The organism is Methylobacterium nodulans ORS 2060 (assembly GCF_000022085.1).
Taxonomy (GTDB): domain Bacteria; phylum Pseudomonadota; class Alphaproteobacteria; order Rhizobiales; family Beijerinckiaceae; genus Methylobacterium; species Methylobacterium nodulans.
Genome location: NC_011894.1, coordinates 5,438,119 through 5,464,750, shown reverse-complemented (window position 1 = coordinate 5,464,750; position 26,632 = coordinate 5,438,119). Strand labels below are relative to the sequence as shown.

The 26,632-nt window shown below is 71.0% G+C and carries 20 protein-coding genes and 1 pseudogene; 10 read left to right on the top strand and 11 right to left on the bottom strand.

Going from position 1 to position 26,632, the window contains the following annotated elements; genetic code table 11:
* Window positions 1-294: 294 nt before the first annotated feature.
* Window positions 295-960, top strand: coding sequence for a metallophosphoesterase family protein (locus tag MNOD_RS25460; RefSeq protein WP_015931834.1), 666 nt, complete (start codon window positions 295-297; stop codon window positions 958-960).
* 16 nt (window positions 961-976) lie between these two features.
* Here the strand turns inward: MNOD_RS25460 and MNOD_RS25455 are convergent, their stop codons facing one another.
* From MNOD_RS25455 to rpmH, 5 genes are all read right to left on the bottom strand, one after another.
* Complete coding sequence (locus tag MNOD_RS25455) at window positions 977-1,348, bottom strand: DUF423 domain-containing protein (RefSeq protein ID WP_015931833.1); 372 nt, start codon at window positions 1,346-1,348, stop codon at window positions 977-979.
* A 4-nt stretch (window positions 1,349-1,352) separates the two neighbouring features.
* Window positions 1,353-2,003 (bottom strand): ribosome biogenesis GTP-binding protein YihA/YsxC, encoded by a 651-nt coding sequence (gene yihA, locus MNOD_RS25450; RefSeq protein WP_015931832.1) that lies wholly within the window; start codon window positions 2,001-2,003, stop codon window positions 1,353-1,355.
* The gene (yidC, locus tag MNOD_RS25445; RefSeq protein WP_015931831.1) at window positions 2,003-3,820 is read right to left on the bottom strand and encodes a membrane protein insertase YidC; all 1,818 of its coding nucleotides are present in this window, start codon (window positions 3,818-3,820) and stop codon (window positions 2,003-2,005) included. Before yidC ends, yihA begins: the two co-directional genes overlap by 1 nt.
* 110 nt (window positions 3,821-3,930) lie before the next feature.
* Window positions 3,931-4,356 (bottom strand): ribonuclease P protein component, encoded by a 426-nt coding sequence (locus MNOD_RS25440; protein WP_015931830.1) that lies wholly within the window; start codon window positions 4,354-4,356, stop codon window positions 3,931-3,933.
* Between the two features lie 23 nt (window positions 4,357-4,379).
* Window positions 4,380-4,514, bottom strand: coding sequence for a 50S ribosomal protein L34 (gene rpmH / locus MNOD_RS25435; RefSeq protein ID WP_015931829.1), 135 nt, complete (start codon window positions 4,512-4,514; stop codon window positions 4,380-4,382).
* A gap of 240 nt (window positions 4,515-4,754) precedes the next feature.
* Here rpmH and MNOD_RS25430 point away from each other — a divergent pair, with 240 nt between their 5' ends.
* Window positions 4,755-4,946 (top strand): DUF1192 domain-containing protein, encoded by a 192-nt coding sequence (locus tag MNOD_RS25430; RefSeq protein WP_015931828.1) that lies wholly within the window; start codon window positions 4,755-4,757, stop codon window positions 4,944-4,946.
* Here MNOD_RS25430 and MNOD_RS25425 read toward each other — a convergent pair.
* The 3 genes and pseudogenes from MNOD_RS25425 to MNOD_RS25415 form a co-directional block, all read right to left on the bottom strand.
* Entirely contained in the window at window positions 4,936-5,850 is a 915-nt protein-coding gene (locus MNOD_RS25425; protein ID WP_015931827.1) for a transglutaminase family protein, read from the bottom strand. The two genes, MNOD_RS25430 and MNOD_RS25425, sit on opposite strands and share 11 nt — an antisense overlap.
* A pseudogene (locus tag MNOD_RS25420) lies at window positions 5,847-8,391 on the bottom strand (circularly permuted type 2 ATP-grasp protein). Before MNOD_RS25420 ends, MNOD_RS25425 begins: the two are co-directional and overlap by 4 nt.
* Window positions 8,388-11,633 (bottom strand): transglutaminase family protein, encoded by a 3,246-nt coding sequence (locus MNOD_RS25415; RefSeq protein WP_015931824.1) that lies wholly within the window; start codon window positions 11,631-11,633, stop codon window positions 8,388-8,390. The pseudogene MNOD_RS25420 and the gene MNOD_RS25415 overlap by 4 nt, the downstream one beginning before the upstream one ends.
* 375 nt (window positions 11,634-12,008) lie before the next feature.
* Here MNOD_RS25415 and MNOD_RS25410 point away from each other — a divergent pair, with 375 nt between their 5' ends.
* From MNOD_RS25410 to MNOD_RS25400, 3 genes are all read left to right on the top strand, one after another.
* Window positions 12,009-13,145, top strand: a complete 1,137-nt coding sequence (locus MNOD_RS25410) for a zinc-binding metallopeptidase family protein (RefSeq protein ID WP_015931823.1) — start codon at window positions 12,009-12,011, stop codon at window positions 13,143-13,145.
* A 411-nt stretch (window positions 13,146-13,556) separates the two neighbouring features.
* Window positions 13,557-15,290 carry a dihydroxy-acid dehydratase gene (ilvD, locus tag MNOD_RS25405; RefSeq protein WP_015931822.1) on the top strand — a complete coding sequence of 578 codons (1,734 nt, stop codon included), beginning with the start codon at window positions 13,557-13,559 and terminating at the stop codon, window positions 15,288-15,290.
* Window positions 15,277-16,149 (top strand): tetratricopeptide repeat protein, encoded by an 873-nt coding sequence (locus MNOD_RS25400; RefSeq protein WP_015931821.1) that lies wholly within the window; start codon window positions 15,277-15,279, stop codon window positions 16,147-16,149. Before ilvD ends, MNOD_RS25400 begins: the two co-directional genes overlap by 14 nt.
* A 136-nt stretch (window positions 16,150-16,285) precedes the next feature.
* Here the strand turns inward: MNOD_RS25400 and MNOD_RS25395 are convergent, their stop codons facing one another.
* From MNOD_RS25395 to MNOD_RS25385, 3 genes are all read right to left on the bottom strand, one after another.
* Window positions 16,286-16,909 (bottom strand): glutathione S-transferase family protein, encoded by a 624-nt coding sequence (locus MNOD_RS25395; RefSeq protein WP_015931820.1) that lies wholly within the window; start codon window positions 16,907-16,909, stop codon window positions 16,286-16,288.
* A gap of 46 nt (window positions 16,910-16,955) precedes the next feature.
* Window positions 16,956-18,392, bottom strand: a complete 1,437-nt coding sequence (gene puuE, locus MNOD_RS25390; protein ID WP_015931819.1) for an allantoinase PuuE — start codon at window positions 18,390-18,392, stop codon at window positions 16,956-16,958.
* Between the two features lie 212 nt (window positions 18,393-18,604).
* Window positions 18,605-19,903, bottom strand: a complete 1,299-nt coding sequence (locus tag MNOD_RS25385) for a glycosyltransferase family 4 protein (RefSeq protein WP_015931818.1) — start codon at window positions 19,901-19,903, stop codon at window positions 18,605-18,607.
* Between the two features lie 316 nt (window positions 19,904-20,219).
* On the opposite strand from MNOD_RS25385, the gene MNOD_RS25380 reads away from it, so the two are divergent.
* From MNOD_RS25380 to MNOD_RS25360, 5 genes are all read left to right on the top strand, one after another.
* Complete coding sequence (locus MNOD_RS25380; protein WP_015931817.1) at window positions 20,220-20,540, top strand: rhodanese-like domain-containing protein; 321 nt, start codon at window positions 20,220-20,222, stop codon at window positions 20,538-20,540.
* A gap of 278 nt (window positions 20,541-20,818) precedes the next feature.
* Complete coding sequence (locus tag MNOD_RS25375) at window positions 20,819-21,952, top strand: efflux RND transporter periplasmic adaptor subunit (RefSeq protein WP_015931816.1); 1,134 nt, start codon at window positions 20,819-20,821, stop codon at window positions 21,950-21,952.
* A gap of 77 nt (window positions 21,953-22,029) precedes the next feature.
* On the top strand, window positions 22,030-25,218 hold the full coding sequence (locus MNOD_RS25370; protein ID WP_015931815.1) for an efflux RND transporter permease subunit: 3,189 nt from the start codon (window positions 22,030-22,032) through the stop codon (window positions 25,216-25,218).
* 173 nt (window positions 25,219-25,391) lie between these two features.
* Entirely contained in the window at window positions 25,392-25,961 is a 570-nt protein-coding gene (locus MNOD_RS25365) for an RNA polymerase sigma factor (protein WP_015931814.1), read from the top strand.
* Window positions 25,954-26,610, top strand: a complete 657-nt coding sequence (locus MNOD_RS25360) for an NrsF family protein (protein ID WP_015931813.1) — start codon at window positions 25,954-25,956, stop codon at window positions 26,608-26,610. Before MNOD_RS25365 ends, MNOD_RS25360 begins: the two co-directional genes overlap by 8 nt.
* Window positions 26,611-26,632 lie beyond the last annotated feature (22 nt).

Genomic DNA, 26,632 nt, shown 5'->3' with positions numbered 1-26,632 from the left:
CAGGCTCAGGCCAAGCGACGCGTCTGGAGGCTGCCATGGATCCTCATGCTGAGGTGCTGCGTAGCAGCCTCGAAGCACGCCTGACCGCTCGTCCAAGATCCGGGTGGCCGGGATCACTGGTCCGGGGGTGCTTCGAGGGCCGGCTGCCGCCGGTCACCTCAGCATGAGGACCGTTATGAATGCCATCGGGGCAAGCTGAGGCGTCGATCCGATCTCGGAGGCGGCAGGCCACGGCAATGCCGTTCGCGGCCCGCATGCCCTAGGATGCGGAAGGCGGCGCCCTGAGGAACGGGAATGGACGGCAACGGGCTCACCTACGTGATCGGCGACATCCATGGCTGCGCCGACCTTCTCGACCGCCTCCTGACGCAGATCGAGGAGCACCGGGCAGGGCGGCCGCGGCACCTCGTCTGCCTCGGCGACTACGTGGATCGCGGCCCGGACAGCGCCCGGGTGATCGCCACCCTGCGTCGCCTGCAGGACCGCGAGCCGGACCGGGTGATCTGCCTGATGGGCAACCACGAGGCGATGCTGCTCGGCGCTCTCTCGGGAGCCGACGAGCCGCTCTGGCTGTTCAACGGTGGCCGCACCGTGCTCGCCTCCTACGGGGTGTCGCGGGTCGACCAGCTGCCCCGCGGCGACCTCGACTGGATCGCGGCCCTGCCGACCCTGCACGAGGATGCGGCGCGCTGGTATGTCCATGCCGGGTTCCGGCCCGGGCGCCCGGCCCCCGATCCGGATCCCAACCAGCGGCTGTGGATCCGCGAGCCCTTCCTGTCCGCCGATTATGATTTCGGCAAGCACGTGGTGCACGGCCACACCCCGGTCCGCAGCGGCCGGCCGGAGGTGCGCCGCCACCGCACCAACCTCGACACCGGAGCCGTGTTCGGCGGCGCGCTCACGGCGGGCGTGTTCACGCCGGAGCGGGGCCCTGCACTCGCGTTCCTGCAGGTCTCGTAAGGGTCACTCGTAAGGGTCAGCGGCGCGGCGGCCACAGGGCCGCGACGGCCGCGACGGCCCAGCCGAGCATCATGAGGATGCCTCCGGTCGGCGCCGCCATCGGGAAGAGCGGCTTCTGCGCGAGCGCCCGCAGCGCGAGATCGCCGCAGAACAGCGCGAGGCCGAGGATGAGGGCGAGGGCCGCGAGCCGGGCGAGGCCCGGTCGCAGGCGCTCGCTGCCGGCAAGACCCGCGAGCGCCAGCAGCGGGCCGGCATGGACGAGCAGGAACTGCGCGGCGGTCTGGAGGCTGCCGCCATGCGTCAGATGGGCGGAAGCCGCGGCGAGCGCCACGCCGAGGAGGCCGGAGAGCGCGCCGAGCGCGAGCACGACGCGATCGAGGAGGGGCATCCGGTCAGCTGCGCTCGGCGAGGAGCCGCGCGACGCTGGCGCGCAGCTCCGCGATGCCCTCGCCCGTGCGGCTCGAGGTCAGGATGATCTCCGGATAGGCGGCCGGCCGGCGGGCGAGCGCGGCGGAGGTCGCGTCAAGGCGGGCCTGGATCTCGCTCTTCTTCAGCGCATCGCCCTTGGTCAGGACGATCTGGTAGGACACCGCTGCGGCGTCGAGCTCGTCGAGCACCTCGCCGTCATTCGGCTTGATGCCGTGCCGGGCGTCGATGAGGACGTAGACGCGGGCGAGATTGGCGCGCCCCTGCAGATAGGCGTGGATCAGCTCCGTCCAGGCCGCGACCTTGGCCTTCGACACCGCCGCATAGCCGTAGCCCGGCATGTCCACCAGGGTCAGCTTGCCGCCGAGATCGAAGAAGTTGAGCTGCTGCGTGCGTCCCGGTGTATGCGAGGTGCGCGCGAGCGTGGTGCGCCCGGTCAACGAGTTGATCAGGCTCGACTTGCCGACATTCGAGCGGCCCGCGAAGGCGATCTCGTGGCCCTGCATCGGCGGCAGGGACTCGAGCTTATCCGCCGCCGTGGCGAAGTCGGCGGCGCCCGCGAAGAGCAGGCGCCCGGCCTCGCGCAGAGCGGCCTCCTCGTCCGCCTCCGACGCCATCAGCCCTTGGCCGCCTTGACGGGGCTGCTTCGCGAGAACGTCGTGCGCAGGTTGTCCCAGAGTTCGACCTTCACGCCGTTGCGCCGCATGATCCAGTATTGCTGCAGGATCGACAGCAGGTTGTTCCAGGCCCAGTAGATCACCAGCCCGGCCGGGAACGACCCCAGCATGAAGGTGAAGATGATGGGCATGAAGGTGAAGACCTGGGCCTGCACCGGATCGGGCGGGGCCGGGTTCATCTTCATCTGGAGGAACATGGTGATGCCCATGACGATGGGCCACACGCCGAGATGCACGAGGTCGGGCGCCGCGAAGGGCAGCAGGCCGAACAGGTTGAGGACCGAGGTCGGGTCGGGCGCCGCGAGGTCGCGGATCCAGCCGAAGAACGGCGCGTGCCGCATCTCGATCGTGACGAACAGCACCTTGTAGAGCGCGAAGAACACCGGGATCTGGATCACGACCGGCCAGCAGCCGGCGACCGGATTGATCTTCTCCTTCCGGTAGAGCTCCATCATGGCCTGCTGCTGCTTCACCTTGTCGTCGGCGTAGCGCTCGCGGATCGCCGTCATCTCCGGCTGGACGGCCTTCATCTTGGCCATCGAGACGTAGGAGCGGTTGGCGATCGGCAGGAAGAACAGCTTCAGGATCAGCGTCACCACCAGGATCGAGACGCCGAAGTTGCCGAACAACTTGTAGAAGAAGTCCAGCGCCTTGAACATCGGCTTGGTGATGAAATAGAACCAGCCCCAGTCGATCATCAGGTCGAATTGCTTGATGTCGAGCTTCTGGCGATAGGCGTCGATGGTGGAGACTTCCTTGGCGCCGGCGAAGAGGTGCTGACTCGCCTGCACGCCGGCGCCCGGCGCCAGCGTCCTGGCCTCGCCGAGGCTGCTCGTCTGGTAGACCTTGGTGGCGCCCTCGTCGCGCTCGGTGAAGCTGCCCGTATAGGGGGTCTTCTGGTCGGGAATGGTCGCCGCCGCCCAGTACTTGTCGGTGATGCCGAGGAAGCCTCCGGTCACGCCCGGCCAGCTCAGGCCACGGGTGCCGGGGCTGCCGAGCGGGTTCTCCTTGGCCATCTTGTCGTAGGTGTATTCCTGCAGGCCCTTGTCGCCGAGCACGCCGATCAGGCCCTCGTGCAGGACGTAGTAGCCCTGCGTATGCGGCTTGCCCCAGCGCGAGACGAGCCCGTAGGGATACAGGGTGACGGCGCTCTGGCCCTTGTTCTCGACCGAATCCTCGACCGTGAACATGTACTTGTCGTCGACCGAGAGGGTGCGGCGGAAGACGAGGCCCGCGCCGTTGTCCCAGGTCAGGGTGAGGGGCTTCTTCGCCGTCAGCAGGTCGCCGTCGGCGGTCCAGACCGTGTCGCCGTTGGGCAGCGGCCCGGCGCCCTGCCCGACCCAGCCGAACTCGGCGTAGTAGGGATTGGCGGAGCCGGCCGGCGAGAGCAGGACGATCTCGGGGCTCTTCGGGTCGACGGTCTCGTGGTAGCCCTTGAGCGCCACGTCGTCGATGCGGCCGCCCTTGAGCGCCACGGAGCCCTTGAGGGCCTCCGTGTCGATGCGCACCCGCGGCGAGCGGGCGAGCGCCTCCTCGCGGGTGAGGGCCGCTTGCGGATTGCCGCCGCTCGCCCCCGGCAGGGTGCCGGGCACGGGCGCGGAGGGTCCGCCCTCCTTCGGGCTCGGGGACGCGGACGTCTGGGCCTGCTGCTGGCGCTGGCGCTCCACCTGGGGCGCCGCCACGAAGTAGTTCCAGCCGAGCAACACCGCCAGCGACAGCGCGATGGCGATGATCATGTTGGTCTTGTCGTTACCCATGAAGGTCCCGCGACGCCTGCCGCCTCACGAGCGGGGCCGGGGGCGCCCGCGGCGCGAGGTCCGGCCCTGCGATCTGTTGCTAGAGGCAAGGCCGGGCGACCGGCATCGCCTCACGGTTCTCGTTCCGGCGGCGCGGATCCGCGCCGGGGACCGCCCGGCTTGCCCGCCGGCTTCGGCTTCGTCACCGCGGCGAGGGCCCGCCTTATATCGTCGACCAGGACTTCGAAGGGAGCGCTCAGGGCCTCGCGCCGGCCGATCAGCACCACGTCGAGCGGCTGGTCCGCAGAGTCGGTCCCGATCGCGGCCACCGCGGCCTTCAGGCGGCGGCGGATGCGGTTGCGCTCGGTGGCGTGGCCCGTCCGCTTCGTCACCGTGAAGCCGAACCGCAGCCCGGCGCTGCCGTCCGGTGCCGTCTCCGCCTCGCGCAGGCGCCCCTGGGCGGTCAGCCGCCCGGTGTGGAAACGGCGGCCCGCGGCCGCCGCCAGATAATCGGGGCGCCGGGTGATCCGTCCGACCGGCGGCGCTCCGGTGCGCATGCGGCCTCGGGCCGCGCAGCCGGTTACGCCGACAGGCGCTTGCGGCCGCGGGCGCGGCGGGCGGCGATGACCCTGCGGCCACCGACCGTGGCCATGCGGGCGCGGAAGCCGTGGCGGCGCTTGCGCACGAGCTTGGAGGGTTGATAGGTTCTCTTCACGGCGATGCCTCCGAAGGCCCGGGCCGACGATGCCGAACATCGCCGCAGCCCTCGTGGATTACAGAACTGGTGAGACGAATGGCGAACGCACGCCCTCGTCGGGCGGCGGTCTCGCGTCGGGCGGTGTATGGCGGAATGGTCCGGGCGAGTCAATCGCGTTAGAGCGCTCCCCGCCGAGGCGGAGGCCGGTTCGGCGCAAGGGAGCGCGTCACATCAAAGGCTTAGAGCCGGGAGGCAACCATGCTCACTGACGACGACCGCCCGCGGCCCGCGCCGGCCGCCCACGTGATCGGCCAGGACCTGACGGCGCTCTCGATCGCCGACCTCGATGCGCGCATCGCGCTGCTGCGCCGGGAGATCGAGCGCCTGGAGGAGGCCCGCCGCCACCGCGAGGCCTCGCAGGAAGCGGCCCGCGCGGTATTCAAACTCTGAGCGGCTGGTCCCCCGCCGCCGCGAAGTCCGCCTCGTCTTCCGGCACCATGTCCACCGCGACGGTGAGGTGCTGCGAGCCCGATCCGGCGATGATGCCGGCCACCGGCGCGACGTCGGCATAGTCGCGGCCATGGGCGAGCACGATGTGGTCGTCCTCGACGCCCATGGCGTTGGTCGGGTCGAGCCCGTGCCAGCCGTCGCCGCACCAGACCGCCACCCAGGCGTGGCTCGCATCCGCCCCTTCGAGGCGCTTCATGCCCGGCGGCGGGCGCGTGCGCAGATAGCCGCTGACATAGGCGGCCGGCAGCCCGAGGCCGCGCAGGCCCGCGATCATGACGTGCGCGAAATCCTGGCAGACGCCGTGCCGGCCCGCGAAGGCCTGGGTGAGAGGCGTCGCCACGTCGGTGGCGCCGGAATCGAAGGTGAAGTCGGCGTGGATGCGCCGCATCAGGTCGACGGCTCCCGCATAGGCGCCGCCCTTGAGGGGAAAGCTCGCCCGGGCGTAGTCGGTCACCTCCGCCACCAGCGGCACGCGGCGGCTCGGGCTCACGAAATGCACCGGGGCATCGGGCGCGAGGCTCGGACAGGCGAGCACCCGCTCGCGGACCTCCTCCCAGGCGAGCCCCGAGGCGAGGTCGGGCAGTTCCATCCGCTCGACCTCGATCCGGGACACCGCCTCGATCCGGAAGGCCCGGTGGGGCGTCTCCACGGTGAGAGTCGTCGCAGCGTTGCCGAAGAAATCGCGGATGGTCTCGCGGTCCTGCGGGGCCGGATGGATCCGGAGCCGATGCGAGAGAACCCGCTGGCCTTCGCCGTCCCGCGGCGTCAGCCGCAGGGTGCAGCGCGCATGGGTCACCGCGTTGCGGTACGTATAGGCGGTGACGTGGCGCAGGAGATAGATCACGCGAGGGCCACCAGTCGCTCGGGGCGGGCGGCGTCCGAGTCGCCCGGGAAGTAGCGGGCGGCCACCGCCTCGGCGATGGCCGAGAGGCGCGCCTCCCAATCCGGTATCGCCCCGGCGGGCAGGGAGGCGGCCTCGGCGCTGGCGATCTCTCCCGCGAGGCTGCGCACGAGGCGCGTCTGCGGCTCGGGCAGGCCGTCCTGCCGCAGGCTGGGCAGCCCGGCGAGGTGCTCGCCCAGGCGCTCGATCTGGAAGGCGACCGAGCGCGGGTTGAAGGGGTCGAGCAGCACCATGTCGCGCACCGGCGCCAGCGCCACGCCGAGCAGGTAGCGCGCCCCGTAGGAGATGCGGGAATCGACGAGCTGCAGCAGGGTCGCGAGATCATCGCCGCTCGCGTCGTCGCCCGCGAAGATCGCGGCGAAGCGGCAGGTGTTGATCGCCCGCTCGATGCGCCGGCCCATATCCACGAAGGGCCAGCCGCCGGCCCGGTTCATGTTCTCCTGGGCGAGGCCCGACAGGGCCGAGGCCAGTTCGAGCGCCCGCTCGGCCCGGTCGAGCCACGCGGCCTCCGAGCCCGGCACGGCGTCCGGCCGTTCCAGGACGTCGTGGAGGGTGCTGAGCGCCCGCCACGTTTCGAGGGAGAGCCGCTCCCGCAGGGAGGCGGCGTTGCGCCGTGCCGCGCCCACGTGGGAAAGCGCCGAGCCCCAGGCCTCGCAGCCCGCGAGCGCATGGGCGGCGAGGGCGGCGGCAGGGCCGAAGACCGTCGGCACCGCGCCCCAGGCGTGGAGGAGGCCGCGCAGCCGCGCATGCGTGCCATGATCCTCCTCGGCCCGCGACACGGTGCCCGTCCCGGTCAGCAGGCAGACGGTGAGGCGCAACATCGCCTCCGCCCGCTCCAGGTAGCGGCCGAGCCAGAACAGGTTGTCGGCGGCTCGGCTCGGCAGCAGGCCCTGCACCCGGCGCACCGGGGGCTGGTCCGGCCGCGGCAGCGCTTGGGCCGGATCCTGGGCCGGATCCTGGGCCGGATCGGGATCGCGCCCGGCCAGCACCCAGACATCCGCGGCGCGAACCCCCGCCCCCATGGCGACCGGCTGCACGTCGGGATGATCGGAGATGCGGCAGAACCCGCCCGGCATCACCGCCCAGCCGCCCGGGGTCGCCGCCGCGAAGACGCGCAGGACGAAAGGGGCGGGGCACCAGGCCGGCCCCATCCCAGACCGGCGCCGTCGAGAGCTGGACCGGCTCCTGCGCCACGAGGTCGCCCGGGCGGTCGCGCAGGGTGCCGAGGAGGCGGGCGGTCTCGGCCGGGTCGCGCAGGCCGAAGGCGCGGGTGGTGAAGGCGCCCTGGGCCGGGGCGGCGGCGGGGCGCAGGGTCAGCGCCTCGACATTCGCCAGCACCTCCGCCCGCTGGGCGGCGTCGCCGCACCACCACGTGGCGAGCCCCGGCAGGCGCAGCGTCTCGCCGAACAGGTGCTCGGCGAGACGCGGCAGGTAGGCGGCGAGCCAGCCGCCCTCGACGAGGCCCGATCCCGGCATGTTGCCCGTCACGCAGGCGCCGGCCCTCAGGGCCTCCACCAGGCCGGGGACGCCGAGCCGGGAATCCGGGTTGAGGGCGAGCGGATCGACGAAGTCGCCGTCGACCCGGCGCCAGAGCACGTCGGCGCGCTTGAGGCCCGCCACCGTGCGCACGTAGAGGCGCCCATCCTGCACCAGGAGGTCGTCGCCCTCGACCAGCGCGAAGCCGAGATAGCGGGCGAGGATCGCCTGCTCGACATAGGTGTCGCCGTAGGGGCCCGAGGTGAGGAGGCCGATGCGCGGCTCGCTCCGCTCCGCGGCTGCCGCGAGCCCGTCCCGGAAGTCCTGGAAGAAGAGGGCGAGCCGCTCGACATCGAGGGTTTCGTGCAGCTCCGGCAGGGCGCGGGCGAGCACCATGCGGTTCTCCAGCGCATAGCCCATGCCCGACGGGGCCTGCGTGCGGTCGGCGAGCACCCGCCAGCGCCCGTCCGGTCCCCGCGACAGGTCCGCGGCGTAGAGGTGGAGCTGGCGCCCGCCGCCCGGCTGGCGCAGGCCGTGGAGGGGGCGCAGGAATTCGGGGCTGCCCGCCACCGCGGCGGCGGGGATGAGCCCCGCCGCGACGAGGCGTGCATCGCCGTAGAGGTCGGCGAGCACCGTTTCGAGCAGGCTCGCGCGCTGGGCGATGCCCGCGGCGATCTCCTCCCATTCGTCGCCCTCGACGAGGAGGGGCAGCACGCCGAGGGGCCAGTCGCGCTCCGCCGCCTCCCCGTAGACCCGGTAGGCGATGCCGGTGTTGTGGATGTGGCGCTCGGCGGAGGCAAGACGCGCCGCGATCTCGTCCTCGGGCAGGCCCGAGAGCCGGTCGAGGAAGCTGTCCCAGGCCGGGCGGGTCGTGCCGTCGGGGCCGATCATCTCGTCGGGCACGCCCGGAAGCGGCCGGTAGCCGGCGCTCCAGCGGGCACGCCGCTCCGCCCTCGCCGCATCCGGGTCGACGATCTCAACGGCGGCGAGCGGAGCCGCGGCGCTCATCGGGGGGCAGGCGTGCGCAGGTCGAGGGTGAGCGGGAACTCGCGCCGCGGCTCCTCCGGCGCCAGGGCGACGCGGCCCGGCGTGTGGCCGTGATCCTGGAACCGGGCGAGGCGGCGGCCCTCGGCCTCGTAGGTGTTGACCGGGAAGGTCTCGTAGTTGCGGCCGCCCGGATGCGCCACGTGGTAGGTGCAGCCGCCGATGGCCCGGCCCGACCACGTATCCACGATGTCGAAGGTCAGCGGCGAGTGCACCGGGATCATCGGGTGGAGCGCGGAGGCCGGCTGCCACGCCTTGAAGCGCAGGCCCGCCACCGCCTCGCCCGAGCGCCCGGTCTCGGTGAGCGGCAGGCGCCGGCCGTTGCAGGTGACGACGTGGCGGCTCGGCACGTAGCCCTCGACCCGCACCTGCAGGCGCTCGACCGAGGAATCGACGTAGCGCACGGTGCCGCCCGCCGAGCCCTCCTCGCCGAGCACGTGCCAGGGCTCCAGCGCCTGGCGCAGCTCGAGCATCACGCCGCCATGCGAGACGCTGCCGTAGAGCGGGAAGCGGAACTCGCGTTGCGCCTCGTACCAGACCGGGTTGAAGGCGTAGCCCGCATCCCTCAGGTCGTCGAGGACGCCCAGGAAATCCTGCCAGAGGAAGTGGGGCAGCATGAAGCGGTCGTGGAGCGCGGTGCCCCAGCGCACGAAGCCCCCCTCCTGCGGCTCGCGCCACAGCCAGGCGATGATCGCCCGCAGGAGCAACTGCTGGGCGAGGCTCATGCGCGGATCGGGCGGCATCTCGAACGAGCGGAACTCCAGGAGCCCGAGCCGCCCGGTCGGCCCGTCCGGCGAATAGAGCTTGTCGATGCAGATCTCGGCCCGGTGGGTGTTGCCGGTGACGTCGACCAGCACGTTGCGGAACAGCCGGTCGACGAGCCAGAGCGGCACCTCCGGCCCGCCGGGGGGCGGCACCTGGGCCAGCGCGATCTCCAGCTCGTAGAGGCCGTCGTGGCGCGCCTCGTCCATGCGCGGTGCCTGGCTCGTCGGGCCGATGTAGAGGCCCGAGAACAGGTAGGACAGCGAGGGGTGGCGCTGCCAGTAGAGGACGAGGCTCTTCAGCAGGTCCGGCCGGCGCAGGAACGGCGAATCGGCCGGGCTCGCCCCGCCCAGTACCACGTGGTTGCCGCCGCCGGTGCCGGTGTGGCGTCCGTCGATCATGAACTTCTGGGCGCCGAGCCGGGTCTCGCGGGCATCCTGATAGAGGCCCGTGGTGATCTCGACCGCCTCCCGCCAGGTCCTGGCCGGGTGCACGTTCACCTCGATGACGCCGGGATCGGGCGTGACCTTGATGACGCCGAGGCGCGGGTCGTAGGGGGGCTCGTAGCCCTCGATGTGGATCGGCTGCCCGGTCTCGGCCGCGGCCTGCTCCAGGGCTTCGAGGAGCTGCACGTAGTCGTCCGCGCGCTCGAGCGGCGGCATGAACACGCAGACCGCCCCGTCCCGCGGCTCGACGGCGAGCGCGGTGCGCACCGCGACGCTATGGGCCGGCCCCGAGCGCGCCGCGGCCGGCGTGGCGTCGAGGGGGCCGCGCTCCTCCAGCGGATCCTGAGGCGAATGATAGGGATAGGATTCCGGTGAGATGTAGGAGAGGGAGCTCAGCGGCAGGCGGAAGCCGACGGGGGAATCGCCCGGCTCCAGGTAGAGCGCGCCCCGGCGCGTCTCCCACTTCTCCGAGACCCAAAGCCGCTCCGGGCCGATCACGACGTTGGCGAGCGGCAGCACGTAGCCGACCGGCTCGGCGAGCCCCCGCTTGAACACGCGGGCCATGCGCTCCTGGAACTCGCTGTCGCCGACCTGCGGCTGCAGCACCGTCGTGTTGATCGGCAGCTCCGCCGCCTTACGCTCCCAGTATTCGGGATCCTCGAAGGTCGGCTGGACGAAGGCGTCGAGCCCGAGGCGCCGCGCCAGCGCCTTGGCGACGGCCTCGGCCTGCGCGATGCCGACGTCCCGGGGACCGGCCTCGCGGGCGATCAGGCCGGCATCGCGCCAGATCGGCTGCCCGTCCTTGCGCCAGTAGAGGGCGAAGGCCCAGCGCGGCAGGCTCTCGCCCGGATACCACTTGCCCTGGCCGTAATGCAGGAGGCCACCCGCGCCGAAGCGCTCGCGCAGGCGCCGGATCAGCTGGTCGGCGAGGTTGCGCTTCGTCGGCCCGACCGCGGCGGTGTTCCACTCGGGCGACTGGAAGTCGTCCACCGCCACGAAGGTCGGCTCGCCGCCCATGGTCAGGCGCACATCCTGGGCCTGGAGGTCCCGGTCGATGCGATCGCCGAGCGCGTCCATCGCGTCCCAGGCCTCGTCCGAGAAGGGCTTGGTCACGCGCGGGGCCTCCGCCACGCGGCTCACAGTCATCTCGAAGCCGAAATCGACCTCGGCCGGCTCGGCGAGGCCCGAGATCGGCGCCGCCGAGCGGTAATGGGGCGTGGCCGCGAGCGGGATATGCCCCTCGCCGCAGAGGAGGCCCGAGGTGGCGTCGAGCCCGATCCAGCCCGCGCCCGGCACGTAGACCTCGGCCCAGGCATGGAGGTCGGTGAAGTCGCAGGGAGTGCCGGCCGGCCCGTCGACCGCGGTGGTGTCGGGGACGAGCTGGATCAGGTAGCCGGAGACGAACCGGGCCGGGAGGTTGAGGCGGCGCAGGATCTGGACGAGGAGCCACGCGGAATCGCGGCAGGAGCCGCTTCCCGCCTCCAGCGTCTCGTCGGGCGTCTGCACTCCCGGCTCCATGCGCACCACGTAAGCGACGCTGTCGCGCACCATCCGGTTCAGGGCGACCAGGAACAGAACCGTGTTCTTCTCCTCCGGCAGCCTGCCCATGAAGGCGTCGAGCGCTGGCCCGCCCTCGCTCGGCACGAGGTAGGGGGCGAGTTCCTCCTGCAGCTCGGGCGGGTAGGCGAAGGGCAGCGTCTGCGCATACTCGTCGACGAAGAAGTCGAACGGGTTGATCACCGACATGTCGGCGGTGAGGTCGACCTCGACCCGGAACTGCGTCGTCTTCTCGGGAAAGACCAGGCGCGCCAGCCAGTTGCCGTTCGGGTCCTGCTGCCAGTTCACGAAGTGGTTGCCCGGCGTCACCTTGAGCGAATAGCTCAGGATGCGGGTGCGCGTATGCGGCGCCGGACGCAGGCGGATCACCTGCGGGCCCAGGCCCACCGGGCGGTCGTAGGTGTAGGAGGTGACGTGGTGCAGGGCGGCCTTGATCGACACGGTCTCTCCGGTTGTCTGGCGGCGGCGTCTTGCGTGCGATCGGTCCTGATCTCGTGGACTTCTACACGCCCCCGGTCGCGGCGTCAGCCGCGCGGTGCGGGGCAGGGCTGTCGGGCTTTGCATTCCTCCCGGGATCGGCGCCGTCGGAGGCGCATGGCTGCGAAGAAGCGAGGCAAGTCCCATGCCGGCCGTCGGGGAACCTCGGAGGGGTATCGCCTCTTGGAGGGAGTCCAGCCTGCCCGGAGACGGCGTGCGGGCGCGAGAGCATTTTCCGACGGAGCGGATGCCGGTTCGTCGCAGAAAATGCGGCAAACTCAAAGACCTGGAGTGGCATCCGGTCCACCGTGAACGGATGCCGCTCTAGCGGGTTCGGCGATGAAGATCTTCCAGTGTCAGGCCTGCGAGCAGCCCTTCCATTTCGAGACCGCGCGGTGCGCGAGCTGCGAGCGCCGCGCGGGCTATGATCCCGACCTCGAGGAGGTCGTCACGCTGACCGCGGCGGACGGGACCCTGCGGGCCTTCGGCGAGCCCGGGCGGCGCTACCGGCTCTGCGCCAATGCCGCGCATGCGGCCTGCAACTGGCTCATCCCGGCCGACTCGCCCGAGGTCTATTGCGTCGCCTGCCGCCACAACCGCACCGTGCCGGATCTCTCGATCCCGTGGAATCTCACCCGCTGGCGCGCGATCGAGACCGCCAAGCGCCGGCTGTTCTACTCGCTCCTGCGCATGCGGCTGCCGCTGGCCCTGCGCCGCGACGATCCCGAGGGCCTGGCCTTCGATTTCCTGGTCGATCCGGCCGAGGCGCAGATGAGCGGCCCGGCGGTGCTCACCGGACACGACAACGGGCTCATCACCGTCAACATCGCGGAGGCCGACGATGTCGAGCGCGAGCGGCGGCGCACGCTGTTCGGCGAGCCCTACCGCACCCTGCTCGGCCATTTCCGGCACGAGATCGGCCACTATTTCTGGAACGTGCTCGTCCGGCACGATCCGAGCCTGGCGGCCTTCCGGGCCATCTTCGGCGACGAGCGGGCGGATTACGGCGCCGCGCTGCGGCGCTACTACGCCGAGGGCCCGGGGCAGGCGTGGCAGGAACACTTCGTCTCGGCCTATGCCACCGCCCATCCGTGGGAGGATTTCGCCGAGACCTGGGCGCATTACCTGCACATCGTCGACACGCTGGAGACCGCGAGCAGCTTCGGGCTGCGGATGCAGCCGAAGCTGCGCCCGGGTCTCGCCGCCACGATGGATTTCGATCCGCATCACGCGCCCGATCTCGGGCGCCTGATCGAGGCGTGGCTGCCGCTCACCTTCGCGATGAACTCGCTCAACCGCAGCATGGGCCAGCCCGACCTGTATCCGTTTCGGCTGACGCCCGCGGTAATCGGCAAATTGTCCTTCGTGCACGACCGCATCCACGCCCGCACCGACGCGTCGGGCACGGTCGCCGGCACGCTCAAGGCGGTGATCGCCGGACTGCGCACGCCGATCGCCCCGCCGCGCTCGGCTTGAACATCATCCGCCGGAGCGTCCCACGGTTCGGCGGATGAGGCGGAATCAAAGCAATCCAGGCCGGGTGGCGGGGCTCGGAGCGGCCGCCTCCGCCCCGTCTTGGCCGCAAGCTTAGCTGTGGCGGGGTCGCAACACCGCGAAAGCATCCCAGGATTGCCCTCAAGCGCCCCCTCTGCCGCCCCGATCCCGCCATAAACCGACGGCACCTCAACGGCCACGTTAAACGGCTGTCCCCACAACGATTTACCGTGCCGAACCGGTGCTCCCGGGGGAGCGCGGGCGACGCTGGCGAATTATCCGCCAGGGGTGTCGTTGAGCGCCGTCGTCCGGCCTCCAAAAGGGCGCACGACGGGAGGATCAAGGATTCGGGGAAACCGACCGATCCGGGCAAGAGCGAGTACGGGACAGGCCATGGACGCGCGTCACACCATCGACAAGTCGAAGCTGCCGAGCCGCTATGTCACCGAGGGGCCGGCCCGGGCGCCGCATCGCTCGTATCTCTATGCGATGGGGCTGACGCGGGAGCAGATCCACCAGCCGCTGGTGGGCGTCGCCTCCTGCTGGAACGAGGCCGCCCCCTGCAACATCGCGCTCATGCGCCAGGCGCAGGCGGTGAAGAAGGGCGTCGCCGCCGCGGCCGGTACCCCGCGGGAATTCTGCACCATCACGGTCACCGACGGCATCGCCATGGGCCACCGGGGCATGCGCGCCTCGCTGCCCTCCCGGGAGGTCATCGCCGATTCCGTCGAGCTCACCATGCGGGGCCACGCCTACGACGCCCTGGTGGGGCTCGCGGGCTGCGACAAGTCCCTGCCCGGCATGATGATGGCGATGGTGCGCCTGAACGTGCCGTCGATCTTCATCTATGGCGGCTCGATCCTGCCCGGCTCCTTCCGCGGGCGGCCGGTCACGGTCCAGGACCTGTTTGAGGCGGTCGGCAAGCACTCCGTCGGCCAGATGAGCGACGAGGATCTGGACGAGCTGGAGCAGGTCGCCTGCCCGTCGGCCGGCGCCTGCGGGGCGCAGTTCACCGCCAACACGATGGCGACCGTCTCCGAGGCGATCGGCCTCGCGCTGCCCTATTCGGCCGGCGCGCCCGCTCCCTACGAGATCCGCGACAAGTTCTGCGCGGCGGCCGGCGAGATGGTGATGGATCTCCTCGCCAAGAACATCCGCCCGCGCGACATCATCACCCGCAAGGCGCTGGAGAACGCCGCCACGGTGGTCGCCGCCTCCGGCGGCTCGACCAATGCGGCGCTGCACCTGCCGGCCATCGCCCACGAGGCGGGCATCGTCTTCGACCTGTTCGACGTCGCCGAGATCTTCCGGCGCACGCCCTACATCGCCGACCTCAAGCCGGGCGGGCGCTACGTCGCCAAGGACCTGTTCGAGGCCGGCGGCATCCCGCTCCTGATGAAGACCCTGCTGGACCACGGCTTCCTGCACGGCGACTGCATCACCGTGACCGGCCGCACCATCGCCGAGAACCTCGCCAAGGTGGCCTGGAACCCGGACCAGGACGTCGTGCGGCCGGCCGACACCCCGATCACCCCGACCGGTGGCGTGGTCGGCCTCAAGGGCAACCTCGCCCCCGAGGGCGCGATCGTGAAGGTCGCCGGCATGCCGGCCGACCGCCAAGTATTCGCCGGCCCGGCCCGCGTCTTCGACAACGAGGAAGCCTGTTTCGAGGCGGTGCAGAACCGCCAGTACAAGGAGGGCGACGTCCTCGTCATCCGCTACGAGGGCCCGAAGGGCGGCCCCGGCATGCGCGAGATGCTGGCGACCACCGCCGCCCTCTACGGCCAGGGCATGGGCGACAAGGTCGCGCTCATCACGGACGGCCGCTTCTCGGGCGCGACCCGCGGCTTCTGCGTCGGCCATGTCGGGCCCGAGGCCGCAATCGGCGGCCCGATCGGCCTTCTCAAGGACGGGGACATCATCCGGCTCGACGCGATCCAGGGCATCCTCTCGGTCGATCTCTCCGACGAGGAACTGGCCGAGCGCCGCAAGGCCTGGACCCCGCGCGCGAACGAGGCGACCTCCGGCTATCTCTGGAAATACGCGCAGACCGTCGGCCCGGCGGTGACCGGCGCCGTGACGCATCCGGGCGGAGCCCAGGAGACGCTCACCTATGCGGACATCTGAGGACGGCCGCATGCGCGGCGTGTCGTCCGGCGGTCGGAGACGTCTCGGCGCGGTGCTGGCCGGCGCCGCGCTCCTCGGCGCCGTCCTCGGCGGCGGGCCGGCCGCGGCGCTCGACGCCGCGGTGCGCACCCCCGTGCCGGCGGGCGGCTACCGCAACGCCCGCGAGGCGGTGCGCTCGGGCGTGCGCGACTACAATGCGGGCGACAAGGAGGGCGCGGCACGCGCCCTCGAATACGCGGCAGGGCAGGGGCATGCGCTGGCGCTGTGGAAGCTCGGCCGCATGTATGCCGAGGGCGACGGCGTTCCCCACGACGATCTCAAGGCCTTCGAGTTCTTCTCGAAGATCGCCGACGAGAATGCCGACGAGGGGCCGGATTCCGCCAACGCCACCGTGGTGGCGAGTGCCTTCACGGCGCTCGGCCGCTACTTCCTGGACGGTATCAAGGGCTCCTACGTCCGGCCGAACGTCGAGCGCGCCTACGAGATGTTCAACTACGCGGCCTCCTATTTCGGGGACCCGAACGCGCAGTACAATCTCGCCCGCCTCTACCTCGACGGCACGGGCGTTGCCCAGGACACAAGGCAGGCGGCCCGCTGGTTCAATCTCGCGGCCGAGAAGGGCCATCCGGCCGCGCAGGCGCTGCTCGGCCAGATGCTGATCAACGGGCAGGGCGTGCCGACCCAGCCCGCCCGGGGCCTCGCCTGGCTGACCCTCGCCCGCGACGCCGCGGAGGGGCCGAAGGACCAGTGGATCATCAGCCTGCAGGAACAGGCGATGGCCGCCGCGAGCGAGCGCGACCGGGCCGAGGCCCAGGCGCAGGTCGACGGCTTCTACCGCCGCAGCGCCCGGGCACGGTGACGGGCGCCCCTCATACCAACGGGCATTTCCAATGACCGGTGGTTCCGTTCTCGGATTTTCGCCAAGCCAAAGGCTTGGTGTCGAAAATTCGAGATGGGTCAACGGCCCGCTGCGCCAGCAGCCTGGGCCGTTGGGATCAGCCCTTCCGGGCCGCGATCGCGGCCTTGAACGAGGCCCGCTCGAGGGTCGCGGCCACCCAGGCGGCGAGCTTCGGGAAGCGGTCGGCATCGACGGCCTCGCCCGCGCTGCGCAGGTTCACGAAGCCGGTCCCGACCGCGATGTCGGCGAGGCTGAACGCCTCCCCGACCAGGTAGGGCCCATGGATCTGCGTCTCCAGATAGCCGAAGAGCCGCGGCTGGTCCTCGTCGAGGGCCTTGCGCACCACCGCCTCGTCGCCCGGCAGGTTGAGGACGCGCGGCCTCAGCACCCGGTGCACGAAGGGCCGCAGCAGCGGCCCGATCAGCTCCGTGTCGGCGAACTTGTCGAACCAGATCGTGCGGCCGAGGGCGCGGGCATCGGCGGGCAGCAGAGGCTTAAGCGGGTGGGCACGGTCCAGGTAGTGGATGATGGCGGAGGAATCGGCGAGGCGGACCTCACCGTCGCAGAGGGCCGGGATCTTCCCGAGCGGGCTCGACGCCCGGAAGTCCTGGTCGGGATCGTGGAAGCGCACCGGGATGTGCTCGAAGGCGAGGCCCTTCTCGAACAGCGCCACCAGGACCTTGCGCACGAAGGGCGACAGGCTGCTGCCGTAGAGTATCACGGGGCGTCCTCCCGGGGTTTCGGGAAGGTATAGCACGGGCCCGCGGTCACGCCGGGGGGGTGAAGACGTCCGGCAGCGAGGGAAGGCGCTGGCGCAGGCGCAGGAGCGCGATCCGCTCGATCTCCGCGAGAGCCGTCTCCCGTTCGCTCTCCGGGTCGTGCGCGAGCCGTTCCTCCAGGGCGGCCAGGATCTCGTCCGCCGTGCGGCCCCGCACCGCCATCACAAAGGGGAAGCCGAAGCGGGCGCGGTAGCGGGCGTTGAGGTCGAGGAAGCGGTCGCGCTGCGCCTCGTCGAGGGCGTCGAGCCCGGCGCTCGCCTGCTCGGCGGCGGAATCCGGCGTCAGCGCCGCGACCCGGTCGCCGAGATCCGGATGGTTGCGGATCAGGGCGAGGAGCCGGTCCGGGTCGGCGGCCCGCAGGGCGGCGACCATGGCGGCGTGCAGGCCATCCGCACTGTCCTGGGCAGGGCCGATCCCGCCCGCGAGCGCCCGTTCGGCGACCCAGGGCGCGTGCTCGAACACGTCGCCGAAGGACTCGACGAAGAGCGCCGGGCTCATGGTGCTGGGCGTCAGGTCGCGGGGCGCGTGCTGGCGGATCCAGTGCCGGGCGATGTCGAGGCGCCGCGCCACCCAGACGCCGGGATGCTCCGCCACGTAGTCGAGGAAGCGGGCGAGCGCCGCCGCACGGCCCGGACGCCCGACGAGGCGGCAATGCAGGCCCACCGACATCATCTTCGGGGTCTCGGCGCCCTCGGCGTAGAGCAGGTCGAACGTATCCTTCAGGTAGGTGAAGAACTGGTCGCCGCTGTTGAAGCCCTGCGCGGTCGCGAAGCGCATGTCGTTGGCATCGAGCGTGTAGGGCACGATGAGCTGCGGGCCGTGCGGACCCGCGACCCAGTAGGGCAGGTCGTCCGCATAGGAATCCGCCGCGTAGAGGAAGCCACCCTCCTCCATGACGAGGCGCAGCGTGTGCTCGGAGGTGCGGCCCTGGTAGAAGCCGAGCGGGCGCTCGCCCGTCAGCTCCGTGTGGAGGCGGATCGCCTCGCCGATATGGGCGCGCTCTTCCTCGGCGGAAAAATCCTTGTAGTCGATCCACTTGAGGCCGTGCGAGGCGATCTCCCAGCCGGCCTCCCGCATGGCCGCCACGGCCTGCGGGTTGCGCTTGAGGGCGGTCGCGACGCCGAAGACGGTCACCGGCATCTGCCGCGCGGTGAACAGTCGCCACAGGCGCCAGAAGCCGGCGCGGGAGCCGTATTCGTAGATCGACTCCATGTTCATGTGCCGCTGGCCCGGCCAGGAGGCCGCGCCGATGATCTCGGACAGGAAGGCCTCGGAGCCGCGGTCCCCGTGCAGCAGGCAGTTCTCGCCACCCTCCTCGTAGTTGATGACGAACTGCACGGCGAGCCGGGCACCGTGCGGCCACGCGGCCTGCGGGGGCGTGCGGCCGTAGCCGATCATGTCGCGCGGGTAGGTTGTCTCGGCCATGGCTCCGGTCCGGATGCTGAGACGGTCGAGTCTAGCGACCTGCCGGCGGGTTTCACAACCGGGGCGGCACGCCCGACGGAGCCGAATCAGTTCACCACCGGCTGGGGCGACCCTGACGGATGAAACTGGCCGCACGGGCGCCCCCTGATGGCAGCCCCACCGGCCACCTCAGCATGAGGAGCGGGGCGGTTTCCACGCGCCTCAGTTTCCAATTAGGGCCCTGAAGCGGCCTCCGCGCCGGGCCCGAGGCTGTCGAGCATCGAGTCCACCCGCGCGAAATGCTCCGCCCAGGTCGGCGGGCGGTAGCCGTCGAGCCGGCCGGCGAGCGTCTGCCGCTGGGCTGAGGCCGGGGCTGCGAGGTCTTCGACGGCCCGCATCCAGCCCAGGCCGTCGAGGGGATGCAGGAAGGCCGCGAACGCTTCGCCGATCTCCCGGTGCACCGGGATGTCGGAGGCCACCACGGGCAGGCCCGCAGCCGCGGCCTCGACCACCGGCAGGCCGTAGCCCTCAACGAAGGAGGGCATCAGGAGGGCGGTGGCGCCCCGCATCAGGCGCACGAGGCCGGCCGTCGAGAGGCCCGCCACTTCGATCACGTGGCGGCGCACCGCCGGACAGCGGTCGAGGAGATCGATCAGGTTCTCGCTCTCCCAGCCGCGCCGGCCGACGATGACGAGGCGCGGCGTGCGCTCCCCGTGCCGCGCGTCGAGCTCGCGCCACGCATTGAGGAGCCCGTAATAGTTCTTGCGCGGCTCGATCGTGCTGCAGGCCACGAAGGTCGGTCGGTCCGGCACCAGGGGGGCGCCCGCGCGGTCGAGAAAGGCCGGCTCGATCCCGAGCGGCCCCACCGTCACCGGCGGGACGCGCAGGCGGTGGGCCTCCAGATAGGCCCGGAACCGCGCGCCGACCTCGGCCGAGTTCACCACCACGGCGGCCGCATGGCGCGAGACCGTCCGCATCCGCACCGCGTGGCGCGCCGCCTCGCCCTCGCGGCCGTATTCCGGGTAGTCGATCGGGATCAGGTCGTGGACGAAGAAGACCGGGCGCAGGTCGCGCCGCTCATACAGCCAGTCGAACCGGCCAGGCTTGTCGAGGCGCAGATGCGAGGTGTGCAGATAGATCGCGCCGCGAGGCAGAGCTTCCGGGCCCGGCGCCCGCAGGACCCGCAGGCGGATCGCGGCCTGGACCTGCCGCCGCCGGGGCGGGCGCCGCGCGGCGGGGGCCGGCGGGACGCTCCGGCCGAGGCGGGCGGCAAGCGCGCGGTAGACCGGATCGGCCTCGGCGGTCCCGTCCTCGACCCAGCCGGCCGTCACCTGGTCCACGATCGCCGCTGCCGCGCGCCGGTCGAGGAGCCTCGGCCCGAGCGGCGTCGAGACGAGCCCGAATCGCGGGCCCGCCTGCCCGAGGCAGTGCCGCGCATAGGCGAGGTCCACCCGGTCGATGCCGGTTGGGCTCGCATGGGCGAGGCGGGTGATCAGGCGGGTCAGGTCGAAGACGACGGGGCGATCTGTCATGAGGGTCCGGGGCCAGGCTGCGCTCGGCCGGCCCATAGACGAAAGGCGGCCGGGGAGGCCAGTGAGAGGGAAGCCGGCGTCTGTGCGGTGCCGCACATGGCCGGCCTTGCCAGTGTAAGCAGTGATGATTAATCACAATCGTCAGCGGATCGCCGCGGCGCGGCGGGTCCGGCCTGCGGGCGCGCCGGGGCAGGGCGGCTGCCGGGGCGCTGCGCTTCTTCAGTTTGGTTAACCCGGAGCATTGTCCGACGCGGCGGATCGGACACATCCTCCGGCATGGGGCCGGGCATCCGGACCCGGCGGTCAGGTGGGCGACATGACGATCGTGGACTGGGATCGAGAGGCAGTGAAACGCGGCTTGGCCGACGGCACGGTCCTGCTGATCGATGTGCGCGAGCCGGACGAATTCGCGCAGGGGCATATTCCCGGCTCCGTCTCGCATCCGCTCTCGGGCTTCGACCTCGACCGGCTGCAGGCCCTGATCGCCGAGGATGGCCGGCGTCCGGTGCTGTCCTGCGCGGCGGGCGTGCGCTCGGCCCGGGCGCTCGCCTACGCGCAGAGCCGCGGCGTGCCGCTCACCGAGCATTATGCGGGCGGTTTCAAGGATTGGCTCGGCGCCGGCGAGCCGATCGAGTAGGCGTATCGGCTTAGGACCGCCGGCGGTCCGGAGCCATCGGTTTCCTATGGGATGTCCAGGAGAAGTGGACACCGGTTCTCCGGCCGGACATACGACACAGCAAAGACCGACGTCCGTCGGATGCTGATCGAAGCATCCGGCAGATTCCAAGGCCCTCGGGAGGGCCGCGCCCGGTGCGGCGGCGCGGTTCCCGCAGCGGCCCATCCGGCGCGGACGGGCGGACGGCCCGGTCTCCTCGCGTCCGGACGCGACAGCACCCGAGGCACGGGAGAGTGAGTATGCGCAGGCGCTGGCTGGCAGCGATGGTCTCGACGCTTCTGATGGCGGCGGGCGGGCAGGCGCTCGGGCAGGCCCCGGGCGGTCCGCCGCCGGCCGTCGTGGTGGCCAAGCCCATAGTCAAGGACGTGGTGGAGCGCGACGACTATACCGGCCGCTTCAATGCGGTGGAGTATGTCGAGGTGCGCGCCCGCGTGACCGGCTACCTGGAGAAGATCCACTTCCAGGACGGTGCCGTGGTGAAGAAGGGGGATCTCCTCTTCACCATCGACCGGCGGCCCTACAAGGCCGCCCTCGACCAGGCCCAGGCCTCCCTCGCCTCGGCCCAGGCCCGGCTCAATTTCGCCCAGACCGACCTGGAGCGCGCCCAGACGCTCAGCCGCTCGGGCAACATCTCCGAGCAGGTCACCGACCAGCGGCGCCAGGCCTCGCTCACCGCCCAGGCCGATGTCGACAACGCCACCGCGGCGCTGCGGCAGGCCCAGCTCAACTACGACTTCACCGAGGTGCGCTCGCCGATCACCGGCCGCATCTCCCAGCGCAACGTGACGGAAGGCAACATCGTCATCACGGACCAGACGATGCTGACCACGATCGTGTCCCTCGACCCGATCTACTTCTCCTTCACGGTCGACGAGCGCTCCTTCCTGGCCTACCAGGGCACCCTGCGGATCGGCATGGGCGCGACCCAGAAGGAGCACACGGTGCCGATCCTGGTGGCGCTCACCGGCGAGGACAAGCCGACCCGCAAGGGCGTGCTCAACTTCGTCGACAACCGGGTCGACGAATCGACCGGCACCGTGCTGCTGCGCGCCACCATCGAGAACCCCGACACCTTCATCAAGCCGGGCCTGTTCGGCATCGTCAGCATGCCGGCCTCGCAGCCCTACCGGGGCATCCTCATCCCCGACGAGGCGGTGGCGGCCAACCAGGACAAGCGCATCGTCTACGTGGTCGGCGACGACAACACCGTCTCGACCCGCAACGTCCGGCTCGGCCCGAAGATCGACGGCTACCGCATCGTCCGCGACGGGCTGAAAGGCGACGAGACGATCGTGATCAGCGGGCTCACCCGGGTGCGTTCGGGCGCCAAGGTGACGCCGGACCGCAAGGACCTGCCCCCGACCCGGACCTGACCGGGCGCAAGCGCCCGCCACCCGACCACGACAGAGCGGCCGCCCGCCCCACGGCGGGACCGGGCCGGAGGTCTCCGATGCGGTTTGCCCATTTCTTCGTCGACCGGCCGATCTTCGCCTCGGTGACATCGATCGTCATCCTGATCATCGGCTACGTCGCCTACATCTCGCTCCCGGTCTCGCAATATCCGGAGATCGTGCCCCCGACCGTGGTGGTGCGCGCCTCCTATCCGGGCGCAAATGCCGAGACGGTGGCGGCGACCATCGCGACGCCGATCGAGCAGGAGATCAACGGCGTCGACAACATGCTCTACATGTCGTCGCTGTCGACCAATGACGGCAACATGCAGCTGACCGTCACCTTCGCGCTCGGCACCAATCTCGACATCGCCAACGTGCTGGTCCAGAACCGGCTTTCGGTGGCGACGCCGCGCCTGCCGCCGGATGTGCGCAACCTCGGCGTCACGGTGCGCAAGTCCTCGCCCGACCTGATGCTGGTCGTGCACCTGCTGTCGCCCGACAACACCTACGACCAGAACTACATCGCCAACTACATCTACCTGCGCATCCGCGACCAGCTCTTGCGCCTCAACGGCGTCGGCGACATCACGGTGTTCGGCGGCAGCGAATACGCGCTGCGCCTGTGGCTCGATCCCGACAAGCTCGCCGCCTATCAGCTCTCGACCACCGACGTCATCGCGGCGCTGCAGGAGCAGAACGTCCAGGTGGCCTCCGGCGCGCTCGGCGCCCCGCCCTCGCCGAACGAGCAGGCGTTCCAGCTCGTGGTTCAGACGCAAGGGCGATTCCAGGACCCCAACGAGTTCCGCAAGGTCATCGTCAAGGCCTCGGAGGGGCGCCTCGTGCGCATCTCCGACATCGCCCGCGTCGACATGGGCCAGAAGGACTACGTCACCCAATCCTTCCTCAACGGCCAGCCGGCGATCGGCATCGGCGTGTTCCAGCGCCCTGGCACCAACGCCCTCGAGGCGGCGGAATCGGTGCAGAGCCTGATGCGGGAACTCGCCAAGGACTTCCCGCCCGGCCTCGAATACAAGATCGCCTACAACCCGACCGAGTTCATCGCCGAATCGGTGCACGAGGTCTACAAGACGCTCGGCGAGGCGGTGATCCTCGTGGTCGTCGTCATCATCGTCTTCCTGCAGAGCTGGCGCACGGCTTTGGTGCCGATCATCGCGATTCCGGTGTCGCTCGTCGGCACCTTCGCGGTGATGGCGGCGCTCGGCTTCTCGCTCAACAACCTGACGCTGTTCGGCCTCGTGCTCGCCATCGGCATCGTGGTCGACGACGCCATCGTGGTGGTGGAGAACGTCGAGCGCAACATCGCGGACGGGCTCTCACCCGGCGAGGCCGCGCACAAGACCATGGACGAGGTCGGCGGCGCCGTTGTCGCCATCGCCCTCGTGCTCTCGGCGGTGTTCATCCCCACCGCCTTCATCCCGGGCATCTCGGGCCAGTTCTACCGGCAATTCGCGCTGACGATCGCGGCCTCGACCATCATCTCGATGTTCAACTCGCTGACGCTGTCGCCGGCTTTGTGCAAGCTGCTGCTCCAGCCCCACCACGCGTATGAACGGCCGCGCTTCTTCCTGGCGCGACTCGGCACCTGGGCAGCCAGGACCTTCAACCGCGGCTTCGACGCGACGGCCACCGCCTATGCGGGGACGGTTCGCTTCCTCACCGGCCGCACCGTGCCGCTCCTCGTCATGCTCGCCCTCTATGGCGGCGTGATTGCGGGCACGCTCCACCTCGCCCGCACCACGCCCACGGGCTTCATCCCGCTCCAGGACCAGGGCTACCTGATCGTGGTGGTACAATTGCCGCCGGGCTCGGCGCTGGAGCGCACCACCGCCGTGGTGAAGGAGGCCGCCACCCGGGCGCGCACCATCGACGGCGTCTCCAATGCGGTGGTGATCTCAGGCTTCGACGGCGCCACCTTCACCAACACCACCAACGGCGCCGTGATGTTCCTGACGCTCAAGCCGTTCAAGGAGCGGCTGGCCCGCGGGCGAACCGCCGGCGCCATCCTGGGCGAGGTTTTCGGCAAGACCGCCTCGATCACGGAGGCGCGCATCATCGCGATCCCGCCCCCGCCGGTGCGGGGCCTCGGCAATGCGGGCGGCTACAAGATGCAGGTCCAGAACCGTACGGGCTCGGACATCACCAGCCTGCTCGCCGCCTCGGGCGACCTGATCGCGGCGGCCAACCAGGACCCCAACCTCACCCGCGTCTTCACCACCTTCGGAAACGATACGCCGCAGATCTATCTCGACATCGATCGCACCAAGGCGCGGATGCTGAACGTGCCGCTCGCCAACGTGTTCTCGACGCTCCAGGTCAATCTCGGCGGCGCCTACGTCAACGACTTCAACACCTTCGGGCGCATCTACCAGGTGCGCGCGCAGGCCGACTCCAAGTTCCGCCTGGAGAAGGACGACATCGCGCGGCTCAAGGTGCGCTCCTCCACGGGCGCGCTGGTACCGATGGGGTCGCTCGCCGGGATCCGCGACATCGCGGGGCCGCAGATCGTGCAGCGCTACAACCTGTTCTACTCGATCCCGGTGCAGGGCGACACCCGGCCGGGCGTGTCGACGGGCCAGGCGCTCAGCGCCATGGAGGCTCTCGCGCGGCGGGTCCTGCCGGAGGGCATGAGCTTCGAGTGGACGGAGATCGCCTTCCAGCAGAAGGCTGCCGGCAATACGGCGATCTACGTCTTCGCGCTCGGCGTGCTCCTCGTCTTCCTCGTGCTGGCGGCGCAGTACGAATCCTGGGCGCTGCCGCTCGCGATCCTGCTCGTGGTGCCGACCGGCGTGCTCGCCGCCTTCGCGGGCGTGCAGCTGCGGGCCCAGGACAACAACATCCTGACCCAGATCGGCCTCATCGTGCTGATCGGCCTTGCGGCCAAGAACGCGATCCTGATCGTCGAATTCGCCCACCAGATCGAGGAGAGCGAGCGTCGCGGCCCGGTCGCCGCCGCCGTCGAGGCCTGCCGGCTGCGCCTGCGCCCGATCCTGATGACGGCCTTCGCCTTCATCCTGGGCGTGGTGCCGCTCGCCATCGCCTCCGGCCCGGGCGCCGAGATGCGTCAGGCCCTCGGCACGGCCGTGCTGTTCGGCATGCTCGGCGCGACGATCTTCGGCCTGTTCCTGACGCCGGTCTTCTACGTGGTCATCCGCCACGTCCTGATCCGCATCAACCGCTGGCGCGGCAAGGACGAGCCGCCGTCGGATCTCGCGGCGGCGCACTAGATCCCGGGCGAGACCGGCAGATCGGAGCCCCGCTCCCGGGGGGAGCGGGGCTCCGATGCGTTTGGATCGGATCCGGTGCCGCGAGGCCTAAGAGGATCCGGTCCGATCGAATCGGCGTCCATTTCGTCGGAAAATGCATTAGGCTTTAGCGCCGCGACTTCCGGGGTTCGACCATGGAGATCGAATCCAAACTCTCGGCCGCGATGGCGGCGGCACAGGACGGCGATGCCGCCGCCTATCGCGCGCTCCTGCGCGACTGCGTGCCGGTGATCGCCGCCCTGGCCCGCGCCCAAGGGGTGCGGTCGGAGGCGGTCGACGACGTGGTGCAGGAGACGCTGCTGACCGTTCACCGGGCGCGGGCCACCTACGATCCCGCCCGGCCGTTCCTGCCCTGGCTGCGCGCCATCGCCCAGCGCCGGGCCGTCGACCTCCTGCGCCGCGCGAGCCGGCGCCCGCAGGAGGTGCATGATCCGCTCGCCTACGAGGCCGAGACGGATGCCGGTCCGCTGCCGGGCGAGGGGATCGAGCGGCGCCAGCGCGCCACGCATCTCGCCCGGGCGGTGGCGGCGCTGCCCGAAGGCCAGCGGCAGGCAGTGGAGCAGCTCTCGCTGCGCGAGCGTTCCCTCGAGGAGGCGGCGCTCGCGACGGGCCGCAGCAAGGGTGCCCTGAAGGTCAACCTGCACCGGGCGCTGAAGAGCTTGCGCACCGCGCTCGCGGGCGACAGGGAGAGCGGCCATGTCTGACGTCGTCTCGCACGAGGTGCTGGTCGAAGCGCTCGCCCGGGATCTCCGCCCCGTTCGTCCCCTGGCGCCGCCCGCCCTGCGTGGGCTCTTCTGGTGCGTGGCAGTCCTGGGGCTCGCGCTGCTGGCGCTGCCCTTCGTCGACCTCGACGGCCTGCGTCTGCGGATGGCCGTGATGGACCTGCGGCTCTCGGCGCTCGGCGCCGCCCTGACCGCCGTGACGGCGGCGGTCGCGGCCTTCGCGACGAGCGTGCCGGGGCGCTCGGCCCGCTGGGCGCTGCTGCCCCTCGCGCCGGCGGCGCTCTGGATCGGGGCGAGCGGGCTTGGCTGCCTGCGCGGCTGGCTGGCGCCCGGCACCGACCTGCCCGATGCCGCGGAGATGCGCGGCTGCGCGGCGATCCTGATCGGCCTGTCTCTGCCGCTCTCGGTCCTGCTGCTGGCGATGCTGCGCCGGGCCTGCCCACTGCGCCCGACGCTGACGGCGCTCCTCGGCGGGCTCGCCGTGGCGGCGGCGGCGGCCGCGCTCCTCGTCCTGGTCCATCCGCATGATGCGACCGCGACGGATCTCGTCGTGCACGCCGTCGTGGTCGCGGGCGTGATCGGGCTCAATGCCCTCGCGGGCGGACGCGTGCTGAGCCGCTCTTCGCCGTAACGGCGCGCCGCAGGGCGGCGAA

Bases quoted from the DNA above. Each gene is read 5' to 3' on its own strand.
- MNOD_RS25430 (WP_015931828.1), top strand. From the start codon at position 4,755: ATGCTCACTGACGACGACCGCCCGCGGCCCGCGCCGGCCGCCCACGTG.
- MNOD_RS25365 (WP_015931814.1), top strand. From the start codon at position 25,392: ATGGAGATCGAATCCAAACTCTCGGCCGCGATGGCGGCGGCACAGGAC.
- MNOD_RS25375 (WP_015931816.1), top strand. From the start codon at position 20,819: ATGCGCAGGCGCTGGCTGGCAGCGATGGTCTCGACGCTTCTGATGGCG.
- MNOD_RS25370 (WP_015931815.1), top strand. From the start codon at position 22,030: ATGCGGTTTGCCCATTTCTTCGTCGACCGGCCGATCTTCGCCTCGGTG.
- MNOD_RS25460 (WP_015931834.1), top strand. From the start codon at position 295: ATGGACGGCAACGGGCTCACCTACGTGATCGGCGACATCCATGGCTGC.
- MNOD_RS25410 (WP_015931823.1), top strand. From the start codon at position 12,009: ATGAAGATCTTCCAGTGTCAGGCCTGCGAGCAGCCCTTCCATTTCGAG.
- puuE (WP_015931819.1), bottom strand. From the start codon at position 18,392: ATGGCCGAGACAACCTACCCGCGCGACATGATCGGCTACGGCCGCACG.
- MNOD_RS25400 (WP_015931821.1), top strand. From the start codon at position 15,277: ATGCGGACATCTGAGGACGGCCGCATGCGCGGCGTGTCGTCCGGCGGT.
- MNOD_RS25455 (WP_015931833.1), bottom strand. From the start codon at position 1,348: ATGCCCCTCCTCGATCGCGTCGTGCTCGCGCTCGGCGCGCTCTCCGGC.
- MNOD_RS25440 (WP_015931830.1), bottom strand. From the start codon at position 4,356: ATGCGCACCGGAGCGCCGCCGGTCGGACGGATCACCCGGCGCCCCGAT.
- MNOD_RS25360 (WP_015931813.1), top strand. From the start codon at position 25,954: ATGTCTGACGTCGTCTCGCACGAGGTGCTGGTCGAAGCGCTCGCCCGG.
- yidC (WP_015931831.1), bottom strand. From the start codon at position 3,820: ATGGGTAACGACAAGACCAACATGATCATCGCCATCGCGCTGTCGCTG.
- MNOD_RS25385 (WP_015931818.1), bottom strand. From the start codon at position 19,903: ATGACAGATCGCCCCGTCGTCTTCGACCTGACCCGCCTGATCACCCGC.
- ilvD (WP_015931822.1), top strand. From the start codon at position 13,557: ATGGACGCGCGTCACACCATCGACAAGTCGAAGCTGCCGAGCCGCTAT.
- MNOD_RS25380 (WP_015931817.1), top strand. From the start codon at position 20,220: ATGACGATCGTGGACTGGGATCGAGAGGCAGTGAAACGCGGCTTGGCC.
- yihA (WP_015931832.1), bottom strand. From the start codon at position 2,003: ATGGCGTCGGAGGCGGACGAGGAGGCCGCTCTGCGCGAGGCCGGGCGC.